Below are 19,096 nucleotides of genomic sequence, written 5' to 3'. Positions count from 1 at the left end.
TCATCGGCAACCAGTCATGGTCAGATATATTTTTGGCGAGTTGTCGAACGGCGATACATGGGCGACCACCGACCGAAGCTTCCGTGGGAAGTCGTCCGCCATTCGATCAAGCAGGATTCCTATCATGGTGCCGCTGTGCGCGACTATGAGCCCGAGAGCGTCAGTGGCCTCGGATGCTTTCAGCATCGAGTTCAGATGCTCCTTTGGAGCCCTCTCCTGATTCAGGAGCGCGCTGGTCGTAGCTATTCTGCCTATCGTGGCCGTATCACCCCGCGGAATTGCGATCCGTGCGCGGTCGAGTAGTTGGTGATATTCTGCTCTGTGACTGGCGGAGATTTCACCTCGCCGTTGATCATAATCGACGGTTTCGATGGTCCCTCCTTCATCGATACCAACGATCGCAAGCGGCGGCATTTGACCTAAGAAGGAGAGAAGGCTACATGCTCGCTGCTGATATGCGACCACTCCTGGGTACATCACCCCGTCGGATGGCTCTATCTCCGCCATTAGCTTCTCAATCAATGATGTCCGGACTCTGCGCTTGAAGCAGCAGGCTATTGACCGTGCAGCCGCAACAAGATCCGCAGACGAACTCGCCAGCCCTTTGCCTTCGGGGAGCTCGGATTGCAAAAGGAGGGTTCCTCCTGACACACCGAGAGCAATCACGAGATTCTCCGCTAGTCGTTTTGCTTTGAGTTTGTGTGGTGGATAAACGGTTACGGATCGTGTGCCGGCAATCGGCATAAAGTGAGCTCGCGCAAAGACCGCGATAGGCATCGTGACCAAGAAATGAGGATCGCCGGGAAGGGAGCCGGCCGGCAACTGGCCTTGGAGCAGCTCGCCGAATGTGCCGCAACAAAGAGCCTCGCCATAATGAATGCCTGGCTGTTGTCCATTCTCGGCGATAAGCTCAGCTGTGCCTCCGAACGTCTGGTGGCACATGTACGGCCTCCAAACTGCATCGGCGGCGGCTTGTAGAAGTTCTGTAGTCGTGAAGCTCCCCCGGCTTCCTACAGGGTCGATGGAATAGGTGGAATGCTGGATCGGCATATCACTTGCTCCAAGATACGCTCACAATCGATTTGCTGCTACGAATGAGACTTGGATCATCGGAGTGCGGGTTGTTTCTCATTTGGATACTCTCAAGTACCTATGTGCCTAGCTGTCTGTCCTCAGACATTGGGGTGAACGTACCATTAGTAGTGATTTTCGGTTGCAAAGATTCTATGAAATTACTTGTAGTTTCTGTTTCACCCCTAATGCCGGCGGCCCCAATTGAACGTCTCAGCGTATTTCGGTGGGCGCGACGCGTTCAAGGGACACCGGTTTGAGCATTTAAGTGATCATCCTTTGCGTACGCTCTTGCGAAAACTTTGAGCGTGTCGCGGGCACGGCAGGATAGCGCAATCGCAATCTGTCGAGCGTCAGCCGTTGCGAAAGGTGTAGCCGTACCCGTTGATCGCCGGCGCACCGCCGAGGTGCGCGTAGAGGACCTTCGATCCCTCTGGAAAGAAACCTTTCTGGACGAGGTCGATCATCCCTTGCATCGATTTGCCCTCGTATACGGGGTCGGTAATTATGCCCTCGAGCCGCGCGCACAGACGAATGGCATGCTTGGTTTCCTCGGACGGAATGCCGTAACGCGGGTACGCGTACTCCTCCAGCAACACCACGTCATCCTCAACAATTTCCGTGTCAAGCTCGACGAGCTTCGCAGTATGCCGTGCGATGTTTAGCACCTGCGCCTTGGTTTGGGCGGGGGTGGCAGAAGCATCAATACCGATGACATTGCGCTGTCGACCCTCCTTGGCGAATCCAACGAGCATGCCCGCATGCGTCGAGCCCGTGACCGTGGAAACGACAATGTAGTCGAAGGGAAACTCAAGCTGTTGCTCCTGGGCGCGCACCTCCTCGGCGAACCCGGCGTACCCAAGGCCGCCATATTTGTGAACTGACGCCCCGGCCGGTATTCCGTAGGGCCTGCCGCCCTTTGACTTGACCTCATCGAGCACTTGTTCCCAACTACGGCGGATGCCGATGTCAAAGCCCTCGTCGACCAGGCGCACCTCCGCGCCCATGATGCGACTCAAGAGAATGTTGCCGACCACAGCATCCTGATGCTGTACCCAGCTCTCCTGAATCAACAGGCATTTCATGCCGATCTTGGCGGCGACCGCGGCGACCATCCGCGTGTGGTTGGACTGCACGCTCCCGACGGTGACCAGCGTATCGGCATTTGATGCGACCGCGTCGGGGATGATGTATTCGAGCTTGCGGAGCTTGTTTCCGCCAAACGCAAGACCGGAGTTGCAGTCCTCGCGTTTGGCGTAGATTTCCACCTTTCCCCCTAGATGCTTGCCGAGTCGGTCGAGCTTCTCGATGGGCGTGGTTCCAAAGGTGAGCGGATAGCGTTCGAACTTTTCCAGCATGTTCTCTCCGGCAACACTGGTTGAGCTGACATTAGCTTGCACTGGTCATTCTAAAAGGCGTGTTGGATTTGAGTTTTAGCTGCATCCTCGGACACTCCAGAAGAGGCCAACCGATAGTTCCAGCGGCTCGTTTGTCATCGAGACCAACCACCCGCATGGCGGCGTGCTGCGACAAGCTACTATGCCTATAACAAACTGCTTTCCCGGATTAACTAGAATGGCCGGATTGCGCCGCCCTATTACCCTGTATTCCTTGCAGAGTCGCTGAATGGCCATGGTTGTTCAAAGTGTCCCGAGCACAGACGTTGTCATGGCGACTCAAGGCAGCAGCAGCGATATGGCTAACATTCGATGCGGCAATTCTGCAGATCCATTCGTCACCTCCTCATGGTCTGGCGGCTGGGATCCAACTTCCTTACTTAAATGCTCAGCCATTCGGCCATCTCTGCTAGCCCAGTCAGACCGCCAAATCAGAAAGAGCACGCTTGCGAAATAGGCAACCTGAAGGAGCAACCAAGAAGCCAGCGTCGTGACGACGACTGCGCGGATTGAATGAGAAGCGAAGTAGACAGTCAGTGCGGTGCTGCACAGCACCAGCCCCAAAACGCGACAAAAGATTATAAAGGACAACGCCGTTCTCCTGGTTTTGTCTCCTCAGATCATGCTACGACCTGGTCGGCCGCAACATGGGTCTGGCAGTTCTTCGGGCAGACGCGGGCGCAGGCTCCGCAGCCAATGCAGCGGCCGGCATGGTCGACGACCATGATCATGCGATTGAGCTTGCCATCGAAATCGTCGTCTTCGCCGTCGCAGACGCCGAGGATTTCACCCGCGTCATCGACGCCGTAAAGATGCATGACTTCGCGCGAGCAGACCTTGAAACAGCGGCCGCAGCCGATGCAGGTCGTGCCGTCTATAGCGGTGAGATATTCCGGCACCCATCCGGAGCCGTCGCGGGTGGTGAATGTGCTCGTCATCGTAGCTTCTTCATTGCAGCGAGCTCTCTCTTGGCAGCATTCAACTCGGCAAAAACGGCGACGTTTCCTCGGCAACTTCCTCTATTTCCGTCCATTTTCCCGGGAGATTCTCTGCAAGGTCGCGCAATTTCATCTTGGCAATTGCCGCGCCCAGCTGAACCTTTCGGACTTTCTTCCCCATCTCATTTAGCTTTGCCATAACGCTTCCTCGAAAATCGGTTTCATCACGCCCGCGCCAGGTCCCGACGGCTTCAGTGGCTGAGGTGGCATCGTCGACCAGTTTCGTACCGGCCTCCGCGAGTTGCCGGAGCGTCTCGAAGCCGAACCGATGGAAGTCTGGACAGAACGACGAGCTGCCCGACCGTGAAAAGCACGGGCATGAATGCCTTACGGTTTTCATCTCCACGATTGGCGATGTCACCGGGCGGAAACGCTCCGCAATCGCAAGCCCCACGGCGGTGTAAAACATATCGAGCCTCCACAGCACGTCCGGATCGGGATACCCCATGCCACGGATCGCATGGCGCTTTCTTCTGGCGACGATGAAGTCGGCAAGCAGCGTAGCGTCCGATTTGCCTTCCCATAAGCAGTAGGACTCCTGAGCACGGATCAGCCGCACGAGGCATCTGACGAACGGTGTGGCAAGGGCCGCCTCGTCCTCGTTGACAGCCGGGCTAACCGCGACATCAGACATCTCGCCTTCTCCTCATTTCAGTCCTCTTCCTCGAGGCACGAAGTCTGTTGTCGGGACGTCTACTTCGGGCACACTTGCGCAGCCGACGCCCGGCTTGGGGCGGCCAATTCCACCCAATTGACGTGCCTGTGGCCGACTTTGGACGCATCCTAGATTGCCAGCCTTCCACGCGGATCCGCGTCGAACATCACTTCCGCCGTGGTGCGGCCGGAGATCATCGCAAGATTCGAGCCTTGAACCTGCTACAAACAATCCACCAGGTGCTCCATGGAGCCTAGTTGCTGCGGCCACGGCAGGGAAATGAACGAATTGGCCCGTAAACATTCGACCATCGCCCCTTTTAGGTGCTCTTCTCGGCCGACCGCGCTTTGGCCCGTTCGGGAAAGGGTTTTGCGGAGCCGCACAGAAAGCGCCGTAACAAACCTTCCCACCCCTGTAGTTGGCGAGGGCCTGCAGCAAATCGGGCAGATGCTGCTCTTTCAGTTCGGCCGGGATAGGCTCCGGACCGTCGAGCGACGTCAGTGCCAGTTCGACCAACTCGATCGCGCGATCAATGCTGCCGTTCTCGTGATAGTACCGGGCTACCGCGGGATAAGACCGGAACTTAGGGCTGTCGCCTTGCGGGGGGTTCAGCGCCAGGATGTGTTCGGACAGTTTCTTGCCAATCGCGAAGCGCTCAGCAGGGGGAAGGCGCGAATGGTCATTGGCCGGATGGAAAAGTTGGTCTAGCGCCGAAACCATCCAATCCTCGGAATTTTTGTCGATCGCGTCGCGAACCAATTGGCGCATCACGGGCAAGCCGGTCCACATCTGTTGTATTTTATGAAGCAACAGATGTGCATGAGCCAGGCGGAAATTGAGGTCGTTCGGCATCAAGGCGATGCCCACTTCGATCGCCCAGAGCGCTGTCTTCCAATCTTCCAACTTCACCGCCGCCCCGAACCTGTCATCGATCGGCTTCTTCAACGCTTGTTCGCGCGCCAGGGGTTCGCTTGTGGCGATCCGCTTCTGATCGGCGGCTTTCGCTTTGTCGCTGGTGCGCCAGCTGCCGTTGGGCACTTTCGGCAAAACCTCAACGAGTTGGCTCGGATGACCGATAAAGGCGATGCAGCCGTCTCGGTCGACCACGAACGAGGTCGGAATCCCGACAGAAAATCTGGGTTTCCTCCAAAGCTTCTTCATTTCGCCTGTGTAGTCGAACGCGGTCCGATAGTTCAGATTCGAGCACTTTGCGGTCAACCACGCGTCCAACTTGGTGCGAGCCTCAACGGCCGTTGGAGCGTCTTGATTAGCCGCGACTCCGACGACCTCAAGTCCGCTGTCCCTGTATTTCTCCTGCAGCCGCATCAAATGGAGCATCTCCCCCACACATGGTCGGCACCAAGTTGCCCAAAATTCGACGGTATAGACTTTGCCGGGCTGGAAGTTCGTAAGGGGCTCACCACGCAGCCAGTTCTCCACTTTGATCGAAGGAGCCTGTGCTCCATCCGCAACACCATTTTGCTCTCCAGAGCTGTTGCCACACGTTGCTTATGCGCGGGCTTGTTTCCCTCTTAGAGAGGGGCACAAGGGCTCAAGGAAACGAGAGCAGCTCTCGTCTCGCGCGCCTGCGAGCCAGCTTTCCCTCAGTTGCCGCATCTCAATTCGCAAAGGCCGTGCCAGCGCGCTCAGCGCGCAATACCCCATGATTAGCCGTTCAAAAGCCTCGATCTGCCAGGGTGGCCGGTTGTATTGAACCAAACATGTTTTCTGCCGCTGTCCGGTTTTGGACACGCATCACGCGCTTCGCCCCGCCAGAAAAACCTGGCCACGAATGACTGAACAGGTATTCGGGCCAAGGGACGAGCAGATGAACATCATGACTGCGTTGGCTGCCGCCAGGCTCGTCGTAATCGTCCGCTTCAAGCCGCTGGCTTGAGCTTCTTGCCGTTCTGGTCCGGAGGCGGTAGCGGATTTCGCCATCTGCAACGGGCCGCTCCATCCGAGCGCGGCCTGCGCCCCCCTCGACCGCCTTGGGATTGAATCCTAGCTGGCTTCATGGGAGTTCTTCACGACCGAAGCCGGTCCAGCTGTAGCTCGCCAATACCGCCATCGTCAGATCGCGATGATGTCGTGGCGAAAAACGCCAAGCCGAGTGCCGGCATGTGCCGGCCGTTGAACTCTCCGGCATTCCTTGTGCCGATATTTTCTGTATTCCCTGTGCTCAGGCGCTACAGGGACCGCCTGGTTCGAATTTGAGCGTTGTCGGAATTTGACCAGCCCCAAAGACCGCTCGGTCGTCACGCGGGTCCGGCCGGACCGACTGAACACTGAGGACGCGGCCGTCCTCGCCGCTAACCCGGCTACCATCCCACGTGATGACAATGTGATTGATACGATCGATTCCTGCCGAACCCGGCAAGAGCCCGACCGTCCCGACTCGAAATGGAGGGGCGTCGGCCTCGGCTCGGTCATCGCGTTGTCAGCTCCCGGCCAGTAGTCAGGAGAGATCATGATACCGCCCATACGATGCCGCTACGGATCGGAACTCGGCCAGCCGCGCTGAACGACTCTCTTTGACCTGACGCCGACCTGCGAGCCGTGATCTTCACTGCATTGAGGACTGCCCATATCTCTGCCCCGGTGTTGGTCTCCGCGTTATGGATCATCTCGGCCGAGCAGAACCCCGAACGCGAGACGTCCGCGATTTTCTCGGCGACGGCGATTGCAGATTGGCTCAAGGAGGCGCGCGAAACTGGGCGCGTTTGCCGCGACCTTTTCTCTAACTTGGCATCGGGATAGGTGACCCAGGGGAGTAGAGCTTCGGACAGCGTCGGTGCTACTTTGGAACCCGTCAGCGAGCCAAAAACAAGCGCAATGACGGCTTCCCAACTATCCATCTCGTCACGCCGCCGAAGAGTCGCTCACGTAGCCTGCGGTTGCCATAAGCGCCCATGACTATCATGTCGGCAGACGTGTCGATTGCGTGCTGCGCGAGCACGATAGCCACCGGTTTGCCGGCGCTCGCCAGCCGGTCAACCGACACCCGAGCACCGTGCCGAGTGAGATAGGCAGCGATGTCGGCTCCCGGCTCGGCGCCGTTTCCGGTGCAGGTCGCCTCCGGATCGACTAGTGCGACATGAACTTCCTCAGCACCGGCTAGCAGATCCAGCGCTTCCCGAACCGAACGGGACGCCTCGACTCGCGAATCCCAGCCGACCAGCACTCGCCGTTGCGACAGAGTCGCCTCAGCGTCCTCCGGCACGACAAGCACCGGCTTTCCCGTATCGAACAAGCTGCCGTTGATAACAAGAGGTCCGAGACTAGTGTCATCGAGAAGTGCGGGGCCGATGATGGTCAGGTCGGTGCAGAGCGCCCGCTGTCGCACCGCGTCACCGACGCCAGCCTTGTCCAAGTGTTCGGTATCGACATCATAGCAGCGCCACGTGGCTCTCAGCAGTTTGTGAATTTCCCTGCATGTCTTTTCCAGGTTGGCCATGTCCTGCGAAAATCTTTCGGTCTGCCTAAACCGTTTGTCCAGTCTGGCGATGGCCTGTGCGCGTTGTCCAGGCCACTCGGGGATGCCATCGCCGAGCAGCGGAGAAGGCATAATGAGCAGCGGAGGCGACATCACCACTACGGAAAGATACGCGCCGACTTCGGCACACAAGCTGGCAGCTGTTCTGACATCCTGATCGGAGTGGTCAGCTCCCGTCACACTGAGTACGCTTCTGAAAGCCATTTGACTGCTTCTTTCTGAATATGTCGTACCTGCCGGCGCGTTTCGAAGCCGCAAGACTTTGCCCTCAGCACGACGGAGATGGGGGTGGCACTACATCAGTTCGCTGTTCAGCCGTCCGGCCACTCGAGCGAGTGGCAGCGCACGGATGCCTATTCGCCGTCAGCTTCAGGCTCAACGTCCGCCTCCTCCAGCGAGTAGCCGTCGGACCTGATGGTTCGAATGACGCTCCCGGCCGACGTCCTCTCCAGCTCCTTTCTGATCCGGCTGATATGGACATCGACGGTGCGTTCACCGACATGGATCTTTTCCCCCCAAGCTGCGTTCTTTAACTCGACTCGGCTGAACACCATGCCGGGAGTCTCGAGCAAATGCCGCAGCAGCTTGAACTGGATCGGTCCAAGGTGGATGTCGTGGCCGTTACAACGGACTCGGCGGGCATCGACGTTCATCTTTAGCCTGCCACAGCGGAGCCAGCTGCCGTTTTCGATCCCGTCTGAACCCGGCTTTGGCAGCGCCAGCTTCGTCCGTAGACAGTCGAGCAGCATCGCCGGCGCGAAGGGCCGCACAAAGCTCTCGTCAATACCTGCCTTCAAGAGATCGAGGTGCTGGTTTTCGGCGCCGGGCGCGATCAGCGCAATAACCAGCAGGCCTCTCTTCCGGAACTCCGCCTTGAGCTGGGCACAGATGGTGGACCCTGTCGAGCTTGCCGGCTGGCAGTCCAGCACCACGGCCTGCGGCTCCCGTTCACTGGCTAATGCCAGCGCTTCCTCCACGCTTCTGGCCAGTTCAATCCTGAAGCCATCCACCCCCAGAATGTGGCTGTAGTACAGATACAACTCCGCACCTTGCGAACAGATCAGGACCAGCGGCTTCATCAGCGCCACCCCAAGAACCACATCGGCCTCCACCGCCTCGATTGAGAGGGCTGGCCATCGCATGTCCTCAAGACCTGACATGATCCCCTCGATCGAAAATCGGTGCCGTCACGCCCGCGCCACCTCGGGATAAGCCTCAATGGCTGCGGTGGCATCGCCGGCCAGTTGAGTACCGGCCGCGGCGAGTTTCCAGAACGTCTCGAAACCGAACCGGTGGACGTCGCGCAGGGTTTTCGACAGAACGACCAACCGCCCGGCCGTGAAAAGCACGCGCCCGAAGCCCTCATGGCTCATCTCCATGATCGGGGATGCCATCAGGCCGGAGCGTTCCTCAATCGCAAGCCCGACGGCGGTGTAGAACTTATCGAGCCTCCACAGCACGTCCGGATCGGGATCGCCGATGATTGGAATTGCACGGCGCTGTTCCCTAGTGATGATGAAGTCGCCCAGCAGATCGGCGTCCGATTTGCCTTCCCAAGACCCGTGGGAATCATTGGCACGGATCAGCCGCACGAGGCATTTGACGAACGGGGTGGCAAGGGCCGCTTCGTCCTCGGTGGCGGCAGGGCTAACAGCGGCTTCAAACATTCGTCCACTCCTGATTTCAGCTTTCGTCCTCGAAGGAGGGTTTCTGTTCAGCGACACCTGCCTGCGCCAGCACCTTGCGCAGCCAAGGGGGAGGACACGTCCTGAGCATCATCTGCGTGCGCAACAGCACCTCTTGGATGGTCTGGGGCTGCGACACTTTGATCGGATGGATCTTTGCGGAAACAAGTTTGGCTGCCGAAGGTCCGCCGATCGCCAGACAAAACAGGAGATGACAGCCCTTTAGCGCCTCCACCTTCGGGGTGATGCGGTCATCGCCCTCAGTTCGATGCTTCCCGCTCTCGTTGGAAACGTCATCGAAGGCCACGGCTTCGAAGAGATTCCACTCCTCGCGCATCACGTCGTAGACAGCAAAGCGCCTGGCCGATCCGAAATGGGCGTTGAGGTTCTTCATGTCCTGCGTGGCGATCGCCACGCGCAATGCGCCGGCTTGGCGTTCTGGCGTAGGTGCGTGAACCTCGTCAGTGACGAGCGAGAGGCGACGAACGGAGCTCATCTGGGATTTCTCGCTTACGGAGTGGATCAAGCGCCTCAGGCGTCGGTGCGTGCCCGTTGGCTTCGAAAATGTTGGCAACCTCGAAGATCAGGTCGCGGGTCCCTTGGTAGAGGATTGTGAGCTTGTGCTGGGCCCCGAGCCGGTCGAAGATCGGGAAGCCGACCCGCATGAGCGGAATGCCGAGGCGCTGCGCCGCCTGGCGGCCGTGGGAATGAGTAACGAGAAGATCGGCGCCGGCGCCAAGCGCTTCCAAATCGCCGAGATCGCCGATTTGAACCGACTGCGCCGGCACTTCCTCCAGAATTTTCGACATAGCGGCCGTTGTGACCGCCGCCGCGATTTCGGAGCCCATGCCGATGAAGAAGCTCGCGAGCTGGTAGAGTTGGTCTGGTTCAGCAGCGATCGCAATTTTCTTGCCTCCAAAGTGGAAATGTCCGTCGAGCAACGCGTCCTGCAACTGCGCCCGCCGACGGCGCACCTCAGCCGGCGCGGCCTCGCCCGAAACTGCGGACAGCAGGGAGACGAACCGGTCGGCGTCCCTCAATCCGGTCAGCGACCGGAACAGCACGTAAGGCACGCCGGTCAACCTCTGCAGCAGCTCGGCCGGGCGGCGCATATGCTCACCGATGACGATACATTGCTCGGCCGTGCCAAGCTCGCGGATATCCTCGACCCTGGTGCCGCCATAGGTGGTCGTGACCCAGCGGTCGGGCACCGTACCGTCGAGCGAGCCGGAGATGTCCGGCAGAATCACCGGCTTCAGTCCAAAGCTTTCAACCATCTCACGCAAATGCTCGATGTCAGCCACAGTGAGGTTCCAGCCAGGCAGGATCACGATTTTCTCCGACTGCCGCGCCTGCTCGCCGGGCCGCGTAATCCTTTCGATCATAGCGGTGACAGCTTTGGCCCAGCCCTCTTCGATCGCACCATCGAAATCTGGCGTATTGGCCAGCACCACCTCCGTACCCGCGAGTTCTTTGGTGCGCTTCAGCCTGATATGGGCGATATCTCCTGCGCAGTCTTCGCCGCGGGTTTCCACCAGCGCGGTCGTGCAAACCCCGATCAGCGTTGGCTTTGTGCGGGTCTTGAGGTTGAGGATCGCCTCTTCCAGATGGTCTGCCCCGCCGAGGATCGTTGCCACCTCGTCCATCGCGGTTGTCTGCAAGGGAATGGCTTCCTTGAAATGTCGCACGAAGAGCACGAGCGCGAAGCTGGTGCACCCCTGGCTGCCGTGGAACAATGGCATCGCGCCGTCGACGCCAAGAAAGGCGAGGGCGGCGCCGAGCGGCTGGGATGACTTCAGCGGATTGACCGCCGCCGCTTTGGACTGGGGAAGGATGCGGACCATTGGCTTCCTCAACACTCGCCGAAATCAGCGGCCGTGGTGCCGGAGAATTCCTGGACAGCATGCAAGGTCACGGTCTCGCTTTTCGTGCACGGCCGTTCCTCCCCCACCGCAGGCTGGCAATCCCATGGTGCCGGCTCCCGTACCTGGCACCAGATGGGGTTTTGAATGGCCAGGTCGATCTGGCGTACGAGTTCCACCATGCCGTCATAGCCGGCGTAAGGGTGTTGGCGCTCCTGGTTGATGTCGAGCCAGGGTGTCTTGGCCTTCAGAGCGACGAATTGCGTGCGCCCGCCTGATAGCAGGATATCGGCCTTGTGTTCGGAGAGCATGGCGTAAAGGTCGCGCGCTGCCATCTGCTCGAATATATGGTTGTCGTCCTTGAGGATCTGCTTGATCCGCTCCCTGTCTTCGACGGTCGACTTCTTGACAGAGGTGCCGACGATCTCGATCCCGATCTCCATCAGCGCATGGACGACCGACCAGGACTTCACGCCGCCGGTGTTGAGCAGCACGCGCTTGCCTTCGAGCCTCGGCCGGTAGGCCGCTAGCTTCTTCCAGGCGATCGCCTCTTCCTCTGCAATCAATAGCTCGGTGCGGCCGAGGATCTCCGGATCAGCACCCTGCTTCACGAGCAGCTCAGCTATGTTCCGGAGTGCATCCGAGGTATCGGTGATACCGTAGAAGGAGCCCTCGAAAAACGGGATGTCCCAGCGCTCGTCCATTTTGCGGGCGAGATTGATGAGCGCGGTCGAGCACACCACCATAGCCGCCCGGGCGCGGTGCGCGCAGGCAATGTCGACGTAACGGGCGTCACCCGGAATGCAGGCGCGCACCCGGATCCCGAGCCGATCCAGCAGCGGCTTCACCAGCCAGAATTCGCCCGAGAGGTTGAATTCGCCAAGAATATTGATGTCGTAAGGGCCGGCATCGTCGGGCTCGAGCGTGCCGATGACATGCTCGAGCAACGCCTCGCCGGCAAGCTTGTTGCCGAGATTCTTGGAGCCGACGAAGCCCGGCGCATTGACCGGTACAACGGCCAAGCCGTACTTTTCCGCCGCGCGCTTGCAGACGGCCTCGATGTCGTCGCCGATCAGCGCCGTCACGCAGGTCGGATAAACGAAGATAGCCGGCGGCCCATACGCTTCCTTGATCTCGAGGATCGCTTTGAAAAGCTTCCGCTCGCCCTGCCCCATCACAACATCGAGTTCGGTGAGGTCGGTCGTGAAGCTTGTGCGCCACAGGGCTGGCCCGGACGAAGCCGCACCGCGGTTGTCCCAGGAATTGCCCTCGCAGGCGAGCGGCGCATGGATCAAATGCGCAACGTCGGTGATCGGCTGCAGCACGATCTTGGCGCCATCGAAGGCACAGCCGCCGGCCGCCGCCCCGGGGGTCAGTGGCTTCGAACAGCCCTCCTTGCGCGCCTTGGCATCCTTGCCGCGGTTCTTTTCGCAGCCAGGCTCGTTGAAGACATCCTTGATTTTGGCTCTGAGCAAGGACATTGCGTCGGTCTCCAAAGTCCCTCGGGAAGACGACCGGCCAAAGCCGACCGTCAAGCTTAGCGGGTGAGGTCATATGAATAGTCCGTCACGCCCGTCTCGCTTGTCTCGCGATCGAGCTTGTCGAAGATCTTGTCGAGGATCGTCGTCAGCACGCGCAACCCGCCTTGGTAGCCCATCAGCGCAAACCGATGGTGATGGTGGCGATCGAAGATCGGAAACGTCAGCCGGATCAGCGGCGTGCCCGTGTCGCGCTCCAGATACTTGCCATAGGAGTTGCCGATCAGCAGGTCCACCGGCTCGGTGAAGAGCAGCGAGCGCATCGCCCAGAGGTCCTTGCCCGCCCAGACTTGAGCATCCTTGCCGAAGGGCGATGATGCAAGCAGTTCCTTCAACTCCGCTTCCCATGCCGACGTGCCGTTGGTGGCGAGGCAATGGGTCGGCTCGCCGCCCGTCTCCATGATGAAGCGGGCCATGGCGTAGACAAAGTCCGGATCGCCGTAAATGGCGTATTTCTTACCGTGCAGCCAGGATTGGCTGTCCGCCATGGCGTCGACAAGTCGGCCGCGCTCGAGGCGGATTGCCTCGGGGATTTGCTTGCCGGAAATCGCGGAAACCTCCATCAGGAAGTCGTCAGTCGCCTTTACACCGAGCGGGTAATGGAACGAGGCCGTCGCCTGCCCCACCCCCTCGCAATACTCTAGCGTTTTTCGGCTGTTGTAATGCTGCAGCGACAGCGTCGCCTCGGCGTTGAGCGCCTTCCTCACGTCTTCGATCTTCGTGCCGCCGTCATACATCCGGTATTCGCCGTCGGACGGCGTGTCGAACTGGTCAGAGGCGTCTTGGATCAAGGTATAGGACACGCCTATCAGGTCGAGCAGGCGCTTGAGTTCCCGGTTGTTGCCAACACAGAATCCGTCGAAGCCCGGAATGACGTTGATGGTCCCCTCGGCTTCCGTTCGCTCCTCGCCTTTCCAGAAATGCTCCAAAATCCCCTTGAGCGTGACGTCGTAGCCATCGACATGACTGCCGACGAAGGCCGGCGTATGGGCGAAGGGGACGTCGAAGTCGCGCGGGACCGAGCCTTCGTCCTTGGCGTTCTCGATGAAGCTGTGCAGGTCATCGCCAATGACCTCCGCCATACAAGTGGTCGAGACGGCGATCATCTTCGGGTCGTAGAGTTGGTACGTGTTGGCGAGCCCGTCGACCAGGTTCTTAAGGCCGCCGAACACTGCCGCGTCCTCGGTCATCGAGGAGGAAACCGCCGAAGCAGGCTCCTTGAAATGGCGCGACAGGTGCGAGCGGTAATAGGCGACGCAGCCCTGGCTGCCGTGGACGAAGGACATGGTTCGCTCGAAGCCTGCGGCCGCGAACACCGCGCCGAGCGGCTGGCAGGCCTTGGCGGGGTTCACGACAAGCGCTTGGCGAGCAAGGTTCTTTTCGCGGTATTCCCACGTCTTGGTGAATTCGCCTTGGTCGGTAACGATCTGGTCCGGGTGAAAACATTCGAAATTCAGCCTCTTCTCGGCGAGCATCTGCCTGTATTCCGGCTCGCGGAACAGGGGCGCGTGGTCGAGAACTTTTTCAGCCGACTGCGGCATGGGTGGTTACCTCTTTCCATCTGGCCCGCCATACGGCGGCACAGGGACGTCGAAACGTTTTTCAGGTCTCCCGCGGACAAGCGGCCACAGGCGTTCGCGGCCTCCCGGCTTCCGGGAGGCCAGGGTTTCATTCGGCTGCGATCGCCGCCGACGGCTCGGCTTTTTTCTTCCAGGGGGCGTCGTAGAGGTTCCAGACCGGGTTGTTGATGGCCAGGTCCATATCGCGCGCGAAGATGGCGAACCCGTCGTAGCCATGATACGGGCCGGAATAATCCCAGGAATGCATTTGACGGAACGGTATGCCCATCTTCTGGACCGGGTACTTTTCTTTGATGCCGGAGCCCACGAGATCAGGACGGATCCCCTCGATGAACTTCTCCAGCTCGTAACCAGTTACGTCGTCATAGATCAGCGTGCCCTTTTTCACGTAGTGGCCGGTGCGCTGATAGTCGTCGTTATGGCCAAATTCATAGCCAGTGCCGACGATCACCATGCCCAGGTCCTCATATGCGGTGACGACGTGACGGGGGCGCAGCCCGCCGACATAGAGCATCACCGTCCTGCCTTCGAGGCGCGGCCGGTACTTGGCTATGACCCCTTCGACCAGCGGCCGGTATTTGGCGATGACCGCCTCGGCCTTGGCCTCGATTTCCGGCCCGAAGTGCTTGGCTATCTTGCGCAGAGAGGCTTCGGTCTGGGAGGGGCCGAAGAAATTGTACTCCATCCAGGCGATGCCATACTTTTCCTCCATGTGCCGGCAGATGTAGTTCATCGACCTGTAGCAATGGATGAGATTGAGCTTCGCCTTTGGCGCCCGCTCTATTTCGACCAGGGTAGCGTCGCCCGACCAGTTGCCGACCACGCGCAGGCCCATCTCCTCGAGCAGGATGCGCGAAGCCCAGGCGTCGCCGCCGATATTATAGTCGCCGATCACATTGACATCGTACGGGCCGGCCTCGAACTCGACGTCCTTCTTCTCGAACACCCAGTCGCGGATCGCGTCGTTGGCGATGTGGTGGCCAAGGGATTGCGAGACGCCGCGGAAGCCCTCGCAGCGCACCGGCACGATTGTCTTTCCGTGCTCCTTGGCCTTGTTGCGGGACACAGCTTCGGTGTCGTCGCCAATCAGCCCGATCGGGCATTCGGATTGCACAGTTATGCCCTTGTTCAGCGGAAACAGTTCCTCGATCTCGTCGATGATCCGTTCCAGCTTCTTGTCGCCGCCGAAAACAATGTCCTTCTCCTGGAAATCGGAGGTGAACTGCATGGTGACGAACGTGTCGATGCCGGTCGTGCCGACGTAGTAGTTTCGGCGTTGAGACCAGGAATATTGCCCGCAGCCGACCGGGCCGTGCGAGATATGGACCATATCCTTGACCGGACCCCACACCACGCCTTTCGAGCCGGCATAGGCGCAGCCGCGAATCGTCATCACGCCGGGGATGGACTTGATGTTCGATTTGACCTCGCATTCGGAAAGGACCTCGCTTTCCTCGCCAGCCTCGTCGCCGCTCTTTGCCACGCTGAGGTGCTTTCTGCGCCGCTTCGCCGATTTGTCAGGATATTGCGACAGCACTTCCTCGATAAGCCTCGCATGGAGGCCACCGTCATTCTCGTATTCCAGGCTCATGGGACCCCTTTCAAGGTTCAGGGTGACGCCTCACCGACGAGGGCCGTTCTTTGAAAGACGCACCAGGTCAGGCGGCGCCTTATGTCGGCAGTGGTCGCTACTGTGCGGCCGCCTTAGCCGCTTCCTTGACCTGAAGCTCGGCGAGCATCTGCTCGTCCGTCTTCATGATGCCGAAGTCGAGCAGCATGTCCTCGAGCTCCTCCATGGTGATCGGGGTCGGGATGGTGCCCTGGCCCGAATTCCCATGGATCTTCTCGGCCAGCGCCCTGTATTCGCCGGCCTGCTTGGAGTCCGGCGCATACTGGATCACAGACATCTTCCTGAGCTCGGCGTGCTGGACGATGTTGTCGCGCGGCACGAAGTGGATAAGTTTGGAATTGAGCCTGGAAGCAAGCGCCTCGGCGAGGTCGAGTTCGCGGTCAGTTTGGCGCTCGTTGCAGATCAGGCCCCCGAGCCGCACGCCGCCCGAATGGGCGTATTTCAGGATGCCCTTGGCGATGTTGTTGGCGGCATAGAGCGCCATCATCTCGCCGGACATGACGATGTAGATTTCCTGGGCCTTGTTCTCGCGGATCGGCATCGCGAAACCGCCACACACCACATCCCCGAGCACGTCGTAGGAGACATAGTCGACATCGTCGTAGGCGCCGTTCTCCTCGAGGAAGTTGATCGAGGTGATCACGCCGCGGCCGGCGCAGCCGACACCTGGCTCGGGTCCGCCCGACTCCACGCATTTGATGCCTTTGTAGCCGACCTTGAGCACGTCCGCGAGTTCCAGGTCTTCCACCGAACCTTCCTCTGCCGCGAGATGCAGGACCGTATCCTGCGCCTTCGCGTTGAGGATCAGGCGGGTGGAGTCGGCTTTGGGGTCGCAGCCGACGATGAGGATTCTCTGCCCGAGGTCGACCAGGGCGGCGAGCGTATTTTGGGAGGTGGTGGACTTGCCGATGCCGCCCTTGCCGTAAAAGGCGATCTGACGCAAACCTGACATGTAGCTTTCCTTCCTTCGTTCCCATTCATCGCGGCTGCCGCGACTTGAATGCCGGTCGGGCAGCTCTAGCCGCCTCGCACCTAAGGATCTCAAGACTCATGCCAATTTGGCTGATCCAACCGAAGAATAATTTCATGGTTGCTTTTCAGGGGTTTAGCTTGAGTTCCAAGAAAGGATCGTCGGAACGGCCCGTGTAGCGGACGCGACATTGGCGACACAAAGCGTCGGATCGCGATCCTCAGTCACCGCATTCGGTTGAACCGCATCGTTGTATTGAGGTGGACGAACAGCATCTCGACCCTCTGCGGGATGCTGCGAACTCTTCTGTGCCCGCGAGCTGACGTGCTTGCTCAACGCGTTTCCAAGTGGACACTCCGCCGACTTTGCGCGCGATCCTAGCATGCCACCGATCCACGGCCACTCATCCGGGGCACGGGCGAATAGTTCCGCTATATCAACCCGAGGGACTCGGTTTACTTCTCGGCGCAGGAGTTCAGTACCGTCGTCATCGCCTTCACATGTTCGTCGATCCGCTCGAGCACTTTCGCTGCGACAACGTCGCGCTCAGGCAGATGCCACCAGTACTCGTTGACGAGTTTGACCGTCTCGACCACTGCCTTCAGGACTGCTGGCTCCGGAAGCCGTGCACGGTTCGCAAATGCTTTCCATCGCGGTGCTGCTAGCGCCTTAAACGAGCGCTCTCCTCCAAGCGACAGCGCCATGGCGTCGGCGGGAATATATGGCACGGTGGACAGGAGGTCGTAGATTGGTGCAAGCGCCGGCTTGTCGCCGCTATCGGGATAGATCAAAGACCAGTTCTTCAGGTGCATGTCGCCATTGCCGGTGATGACGGTCAGTGCCAGGCGGCGGACGAATTCGAGAGCCGCCGTAGGCGAGACGGCCACGCCAAGAGCCAAGGCTATGTCGTGATAAGCAGCCCCCTCATATTTGCGCGAGGGGTAGACACCGAAGACCTGAGCGAAATCCTCGATGTGTATCCTCTCGCCCTCAGCGCCGCGATCGAAGCGTTTGACGAGAAGGACCTTGCCCTCTGACAGCGTGTTGAATTCTTCGGGAATATCCTCAAAATCGGACTTCTCGACAAGTTCGCGTTCAGGAACCTCCATGCCGATTGCTGCTGCCAGCGCCAGGTTGGCGAATTCGTTCTCGGAAACGCCCGGAAACGCCGTCGAAGGGAACTTGGCGATGTACCGGCCCTGCTCGTCGTCCATCGGCAAGGTAAGGCCGCCGCCTTTTCCAATGTTCTTCATGACCGACAGCTTCATCTGCACGCCGGCAAGCGAGAACCGTGCCTTGGGCTGATCCTTTGAAGCGTCCTGTGAAACCGCTATCGCTCCGTCACTGGGCAACGCCCGTACGGCTCCCGGCAGATCGGCGCCCAGCGCCGCTAAAAGGTCGAAATCATTGCCTGGCCGCACATTGCCTTCGTGGTGCCTTTCCATCGCCTCGCGCAATTTCTCCTCCGGCAGGAGGTTCGCGAAGAATGCGGGCAAGGCGCTTGCCAGAGGCTTCGGATCTTTCCGCAATCCTCCCGTCGCTGCCCGGAACGACAGGCTGAGAACCGGAAAGCCGCCCGTCGCGCGGTAGGCCTCATCGAAGTTGAATGCATTGAAATCGCCCGGCGTCCTGACGATTGTGCCGATTTTCGCTGCGTTCAAGAGCACGTCCAGCGACGGGATCGTCTTAGGTGCGCGAAAGACTGGAGCCATGATCGTCATCGTCAGGTTGAGAAACAAAGGCGGGTCGATCGTCATCATCATGTGGACGCAATAGAGCCTGGACAGCCGGCACCATGACTTGCGGAACCAGCATCATTTCCAGACCGAGCGCGCGAGCGATATTCATGAGGGTCGTCGCACGCGCCGCTGCGGCTCCCTTTTCGATGTCGCGATAGCGGGGACGGGATATACCCGCCAAGTCAGCAACCTGCTCCTGCGTCATGGCGGCGGCCAGCCTCGCCTTCCTGAAAAGCCCACCGATTTCGCGCAGAATTTCCGATTCAGAGTCCATAACGATACGCAGATGATTCATTCCAATGCCAAATGATACGCAGGGGTATCTTATCCAGCGGAGCAAGTCAAAGCTTTATGATCTGTTCACGTATCAAATATGGAAATCATGATATGCAAAGATATCTTTAGCGCCTCAGAGCGAACGGCGTTCCTCGAAGAGCAGCTGCTACTGCCACCGTGCACCCGGCGTTTCTACCGA

The 19,096-nt window shown here is 59.4% G+C and carries 16 protein-coding genes and 2 pseudogenes; all 18 read right to left on the bottom strand.

Annotation, left to right across the window (positions count from 1 at the left end):
- A complete protein-coding gene (locus tag AC3EMP_RS08845; RefSeq protein ID WP_352712659.1) occupies positions 1-1,050 on the bottom strand; it encodes a GHMP family kinase ATP-binding protein in 1,050 nt (349 codons plus the stop codon).
- A gap of 374 nt (positions 1,051-1,424) precedes the next feature.
- Positions 1,425-2,429 carry a 1-aminocyclopropane-1-carboxylate deaminase gene (locus AC3EMP_RS08840; RefSeq protein ID WP_352712660.1) on the bottom strand — a complete coding sequence of 335 codons (1,005 nt, stop codon included), beginning with the start codon at positions 2,427-2,429 and terminating at the stop codon, positions 1,425-1,427.
- Between the two features lie 318 nt (positions 2,430-2,747).
- Positions 2,748-3,023, bottom strand: coding sequence for an exopolysaccharide production repressor protein (locus AC3EMP_RS08835; protein ID WP_352712717.1), 276 nt, complete (start codon positions 3,021-3,023; stop codon positions 2,748-2,750).
- 65 nt (positions 3,024-3,088) lie between these two features.
- Positions 3,089-3,406: a ferredoxin III, nif-specific gene (fdxB, locus tag AC3EMP_RS08830; RefSeq protein ID WP_352712661.1), complete on the bottom strand. Its 318-nt coding sequence runs from the start codon at positions 3,404-3,406 to the stop codon at positions 3,089-3,091.
- Positions 3,403-3,605: pseudogene (locus AC3EMP_RS08825) on the bottom strand (CCE_0567 family metalloprotein). Before AC3EMP_RS08825 ends, fdxB begins: the two are co-directional and overlap by 4 nt.
- A gap of 111 nt (positions 3,606-3,716) precedes the next feature.
- Positions 3,717-4,100: pseudogene (locus AC3EMP_RS08820) on the bottom strand (DUF269 domain-containing protein); the annotation flags it as partial.
- 12 nt (positions 4,101-4,112) lie between these two features.
- Positions 4,113-5,561, bottom strand: coding sequence for a TlpA disulfide reductase family protein (locus AC3EMP_RS08815; protein ID WP_352712664.1), 1,449 nt, complete (start codon positions 5,559-5,561; stop codon positions 4,113-4,115).
- A 1,372-nt stretch (positions 5,562-6,933) separates the two neighbouring features.
- Positions 6,934-7,821, bottom strand: coding sequence for a universal stress protein (locus AC3EMP_RS08810; RefSeq protein ID WP_352712665.1), 888 nt, complete (start codon positions 7,819-7,821; stop codon positions 6,934-6,936).
- A 149-nt stretch (positions 7,822-7,970) separates the two neighbouring features.
- Positions 7,971-8,777, bottom strand: coding sequence for a response regulator transcription factor (locus AC3EMP_RS08805; RefSeq protein WP_352712667.1), 807 nt, complete (start codon positions 8,775-8,777; stop codon positions 7,971-7,973).
- A gap of 27 nt (positions 8,778-8,804) precedes the next feature.
- Entirely contained in the window at positions 8,805-9,284 is a 480-nt protein-coding gene (locus AC3EMP_RS08800; RefSeq protein WP_352712669.1) for a NifX-associated nitrogen fixation protein, read from the bottom strand.
- Positions 9,285-9,300: 16 nt separating this feature from the next.
- Positions 9,301-9,798: a nitrogen fixation protein NifX gene (nifX, locus tag AC3EMP_RS08795; protein WP_352712671.1), complete on the bottom strand. Its 498-nt coding sequence runs from the start codon at positions 9,796-9,798 to the stop codon at positions 9,301-9,303.
- The gene (gene nifN, locus AC3EMP_RS08790) at positions 9,764-11,146 is read right to left on the bottom strand and encodes a nitrogenase iron-molybdenum cofactor biosynthesis protein NifN (protein ID WP_352712672.1); all 1,383 of its coding nucleotides are present in this window, start codon (positions 11,144-11,146) and stop codon (positions 9,764-9,766) included. Before nifN ends, nifX begins: the two co-directional genes overlap by 35 nt.
- Before the next feature lie 8 nt (positions 11,147-11,154).
- On the bottom strand, positions 11,155-12,645 hold the full coding sequence (nifE, locus tag AC3EMP_RS08785; RefSeq protein ID WP_352712673.1) for a nitrogenase iron-molybdenum cofactor biosynthesis protein NifE: 1,491 nt from the start codon (positions 12,643-12,645) through the stop codon (positions 11,155-11,157).
- 56 nt (positions 12,646-12,701) lie between these two features.
- Positions 12,702-14,243, bottom strand: a complete 1,542-nt coding sequence (nifK, locus tag AC3EMP_RS08780; protein WP_352463352.1) for a nitrogenase molybdenum-iron protein subunit beta — start codon at positions 14,241-14,243, stop codon at positions 12,702-12,704.
- Positions 14,244-14,370: 127 nt separating this feature from the next.
- Positions 14,371-15,873, bottom strand: a complete 1,503-nt coding sequence (gene nifD / locus AC3EMP_RS08775) for a nitrogenase molybdenum-iron protein alpha chain (protein ID WP_352463353.1) — start codon at positions 15,871-15,873, stop codon at positions 14,371-14,373.
- A gap of 97 nt (positions 15,874-15,970) precedes the next feature.
- The gene (nifH, locus tag AC3EMP_RS08770; protein WP_023706403.1) at positions 15,971-16,864 is read right to left on the bottom strand and encodes a nitrogenase iron protein; all 894 of its coding nucleotides are present in this window, start codon (positions 16,862-16,864) and stop codon (positions 15,971-15,973) included.
- A gap of 473 nt (positions 16,865-17,337) precedes the next feature.
- Positions 17,338-18,594, bottom strand: a complete 1,257-nt coding sequence (locus AC3EMP_RS08765) for a type II toxin-antitoxin system HipA family toxin (RefSeq protein WP_352712675.1) — start codon at positions 18,592-18,594, stop codon at positions 17,338-17,340.
- Complete coding sequence (locus tag AC3EMP_RS08760) at positions 18,569-18,916, bottom strand: helix-turn-helix domain-containing protein (protein WP_156936469.1); 348 nt, start codon at positions 18,914-18,916, stop codon at positions 18,569-18,571. The genes AC3EMP_RS08765 and AC3EMP_RS08760 overlap by 26 nt, the downstream gene beginning before the upstream one ends.
- Positions 18,917-19,096 lie beyond the last annotated feature (180 nt).

The organism is Mesorhizobium sp. P160219 (assembly GCF_057786095.1).
The sequence above is the reverse complement of the archived record's forward strand: the minus strand, read 5'-3'. Positions and strand labels throughout refer to the sequence as shown.

Excerpts from the sequence above, each read along its gene's own strand:
- AC3EMP_RS08845 (WP_352712659.1), bottom strand. The coding sequence starts at position 1,050 with ATGCCGATCCAGCATTCCACCTATTCCATCGACCCTGTAGGAAGCCGG.
- AC3EMP_RS08840 (WP_352712660.1), bottom strand. The coding sequence starts at position 2,429 with ATGCTGGAAAAGTTCGAACGCTATCCGCTCACCTTTGGAACCACGCCC.
- fdxB (WP_352712661.1), bottom strand. The coding sequence starts at position 3,406 with ATGACGAGCACATTCACCACCCGCGACGGCTCCGGATGGGTGCCGGAA.
- AC3EMP_RS08810 (WP_352712665.1), bottom strand. The coding sequence starts at position 7,821 with ATGGCTTTCAGAAGCGTACTCAGTGTGACGGGAGCTGACCACTCCGAT.
- AC3EMP_RS08805 (WP_352712667.1), bottom strand. The coding sequence starts at position 8,777 with ATGTCAGGTCTTGAGGACATGCGATGGCCAGCCCTCTCAATCGAGGCG.
- AC3EMP_RS08800 (WP_352712669.1), bottom strand. The coding sequence starts at position 9,284 with ATGTTTGAAGCCGCTGTTAGCCCTGCCGCCACCGAGGACGAAGCGGCC.
- nifX (WP_352712671.1), bottom strand. The coding sequence starts at position 9,798 with ATGAGCTCCGTTCGTCGCCTCTCGCTCGTCACTGACGAGGTTCACGCA.
- nifN (WP_352712672.1), bottom strand. The coding sequence starts at position 11,146 with ATGGTCCGCATCCTTCCCCAGTCCAAAGCGGCGGCGGTCAATCCGCTG.
- nifE (WP_352712673.1), bottom strand. The coding sequence starts at position 12,645 with ATGTCCTTGCTCAGAGCCAAAATCAAGGATGTCTTCAACGAGCCTGGC.
- nifK (WP_352463352.1), bottom strand. The coding sequence starts at position 14,243 with ATGCCGCAGTCGGCTGAAAAAGTTCTCGACCACGCGCCCCTGTTCCGC.
- nifD (WP_352463353.1), bottom strand. The coding sequence starts at position 15,873 with ATGAGCCTGGAATACGAGAATGACGGTGGCCTCCATGCGAGGCTTATC.
- nifH (WP_023706403.1), bottom strand. The coding sequence starts at position 16,864 with ATGTCAGGTTTGCGTCAGATCGCCTTTTACGGCAAGGGCGGCATCGGC.
- AC3EMP_RS08765 (WP_352712675.1), bottom strand. The coding sequence starts at position 18,594 with ATGGCTCCAGTCTTTCGCGCACCTAAGACGATCCCGTCGCTGGACGTG.
- AC3EMP_RS08760 (WP_156936469.1), bottom strand. The coding sequence starts at position 18,916 with ATGAATCATCTGCGTATCGTTATGGACTCTGAATCGGAAATTCTGCGC.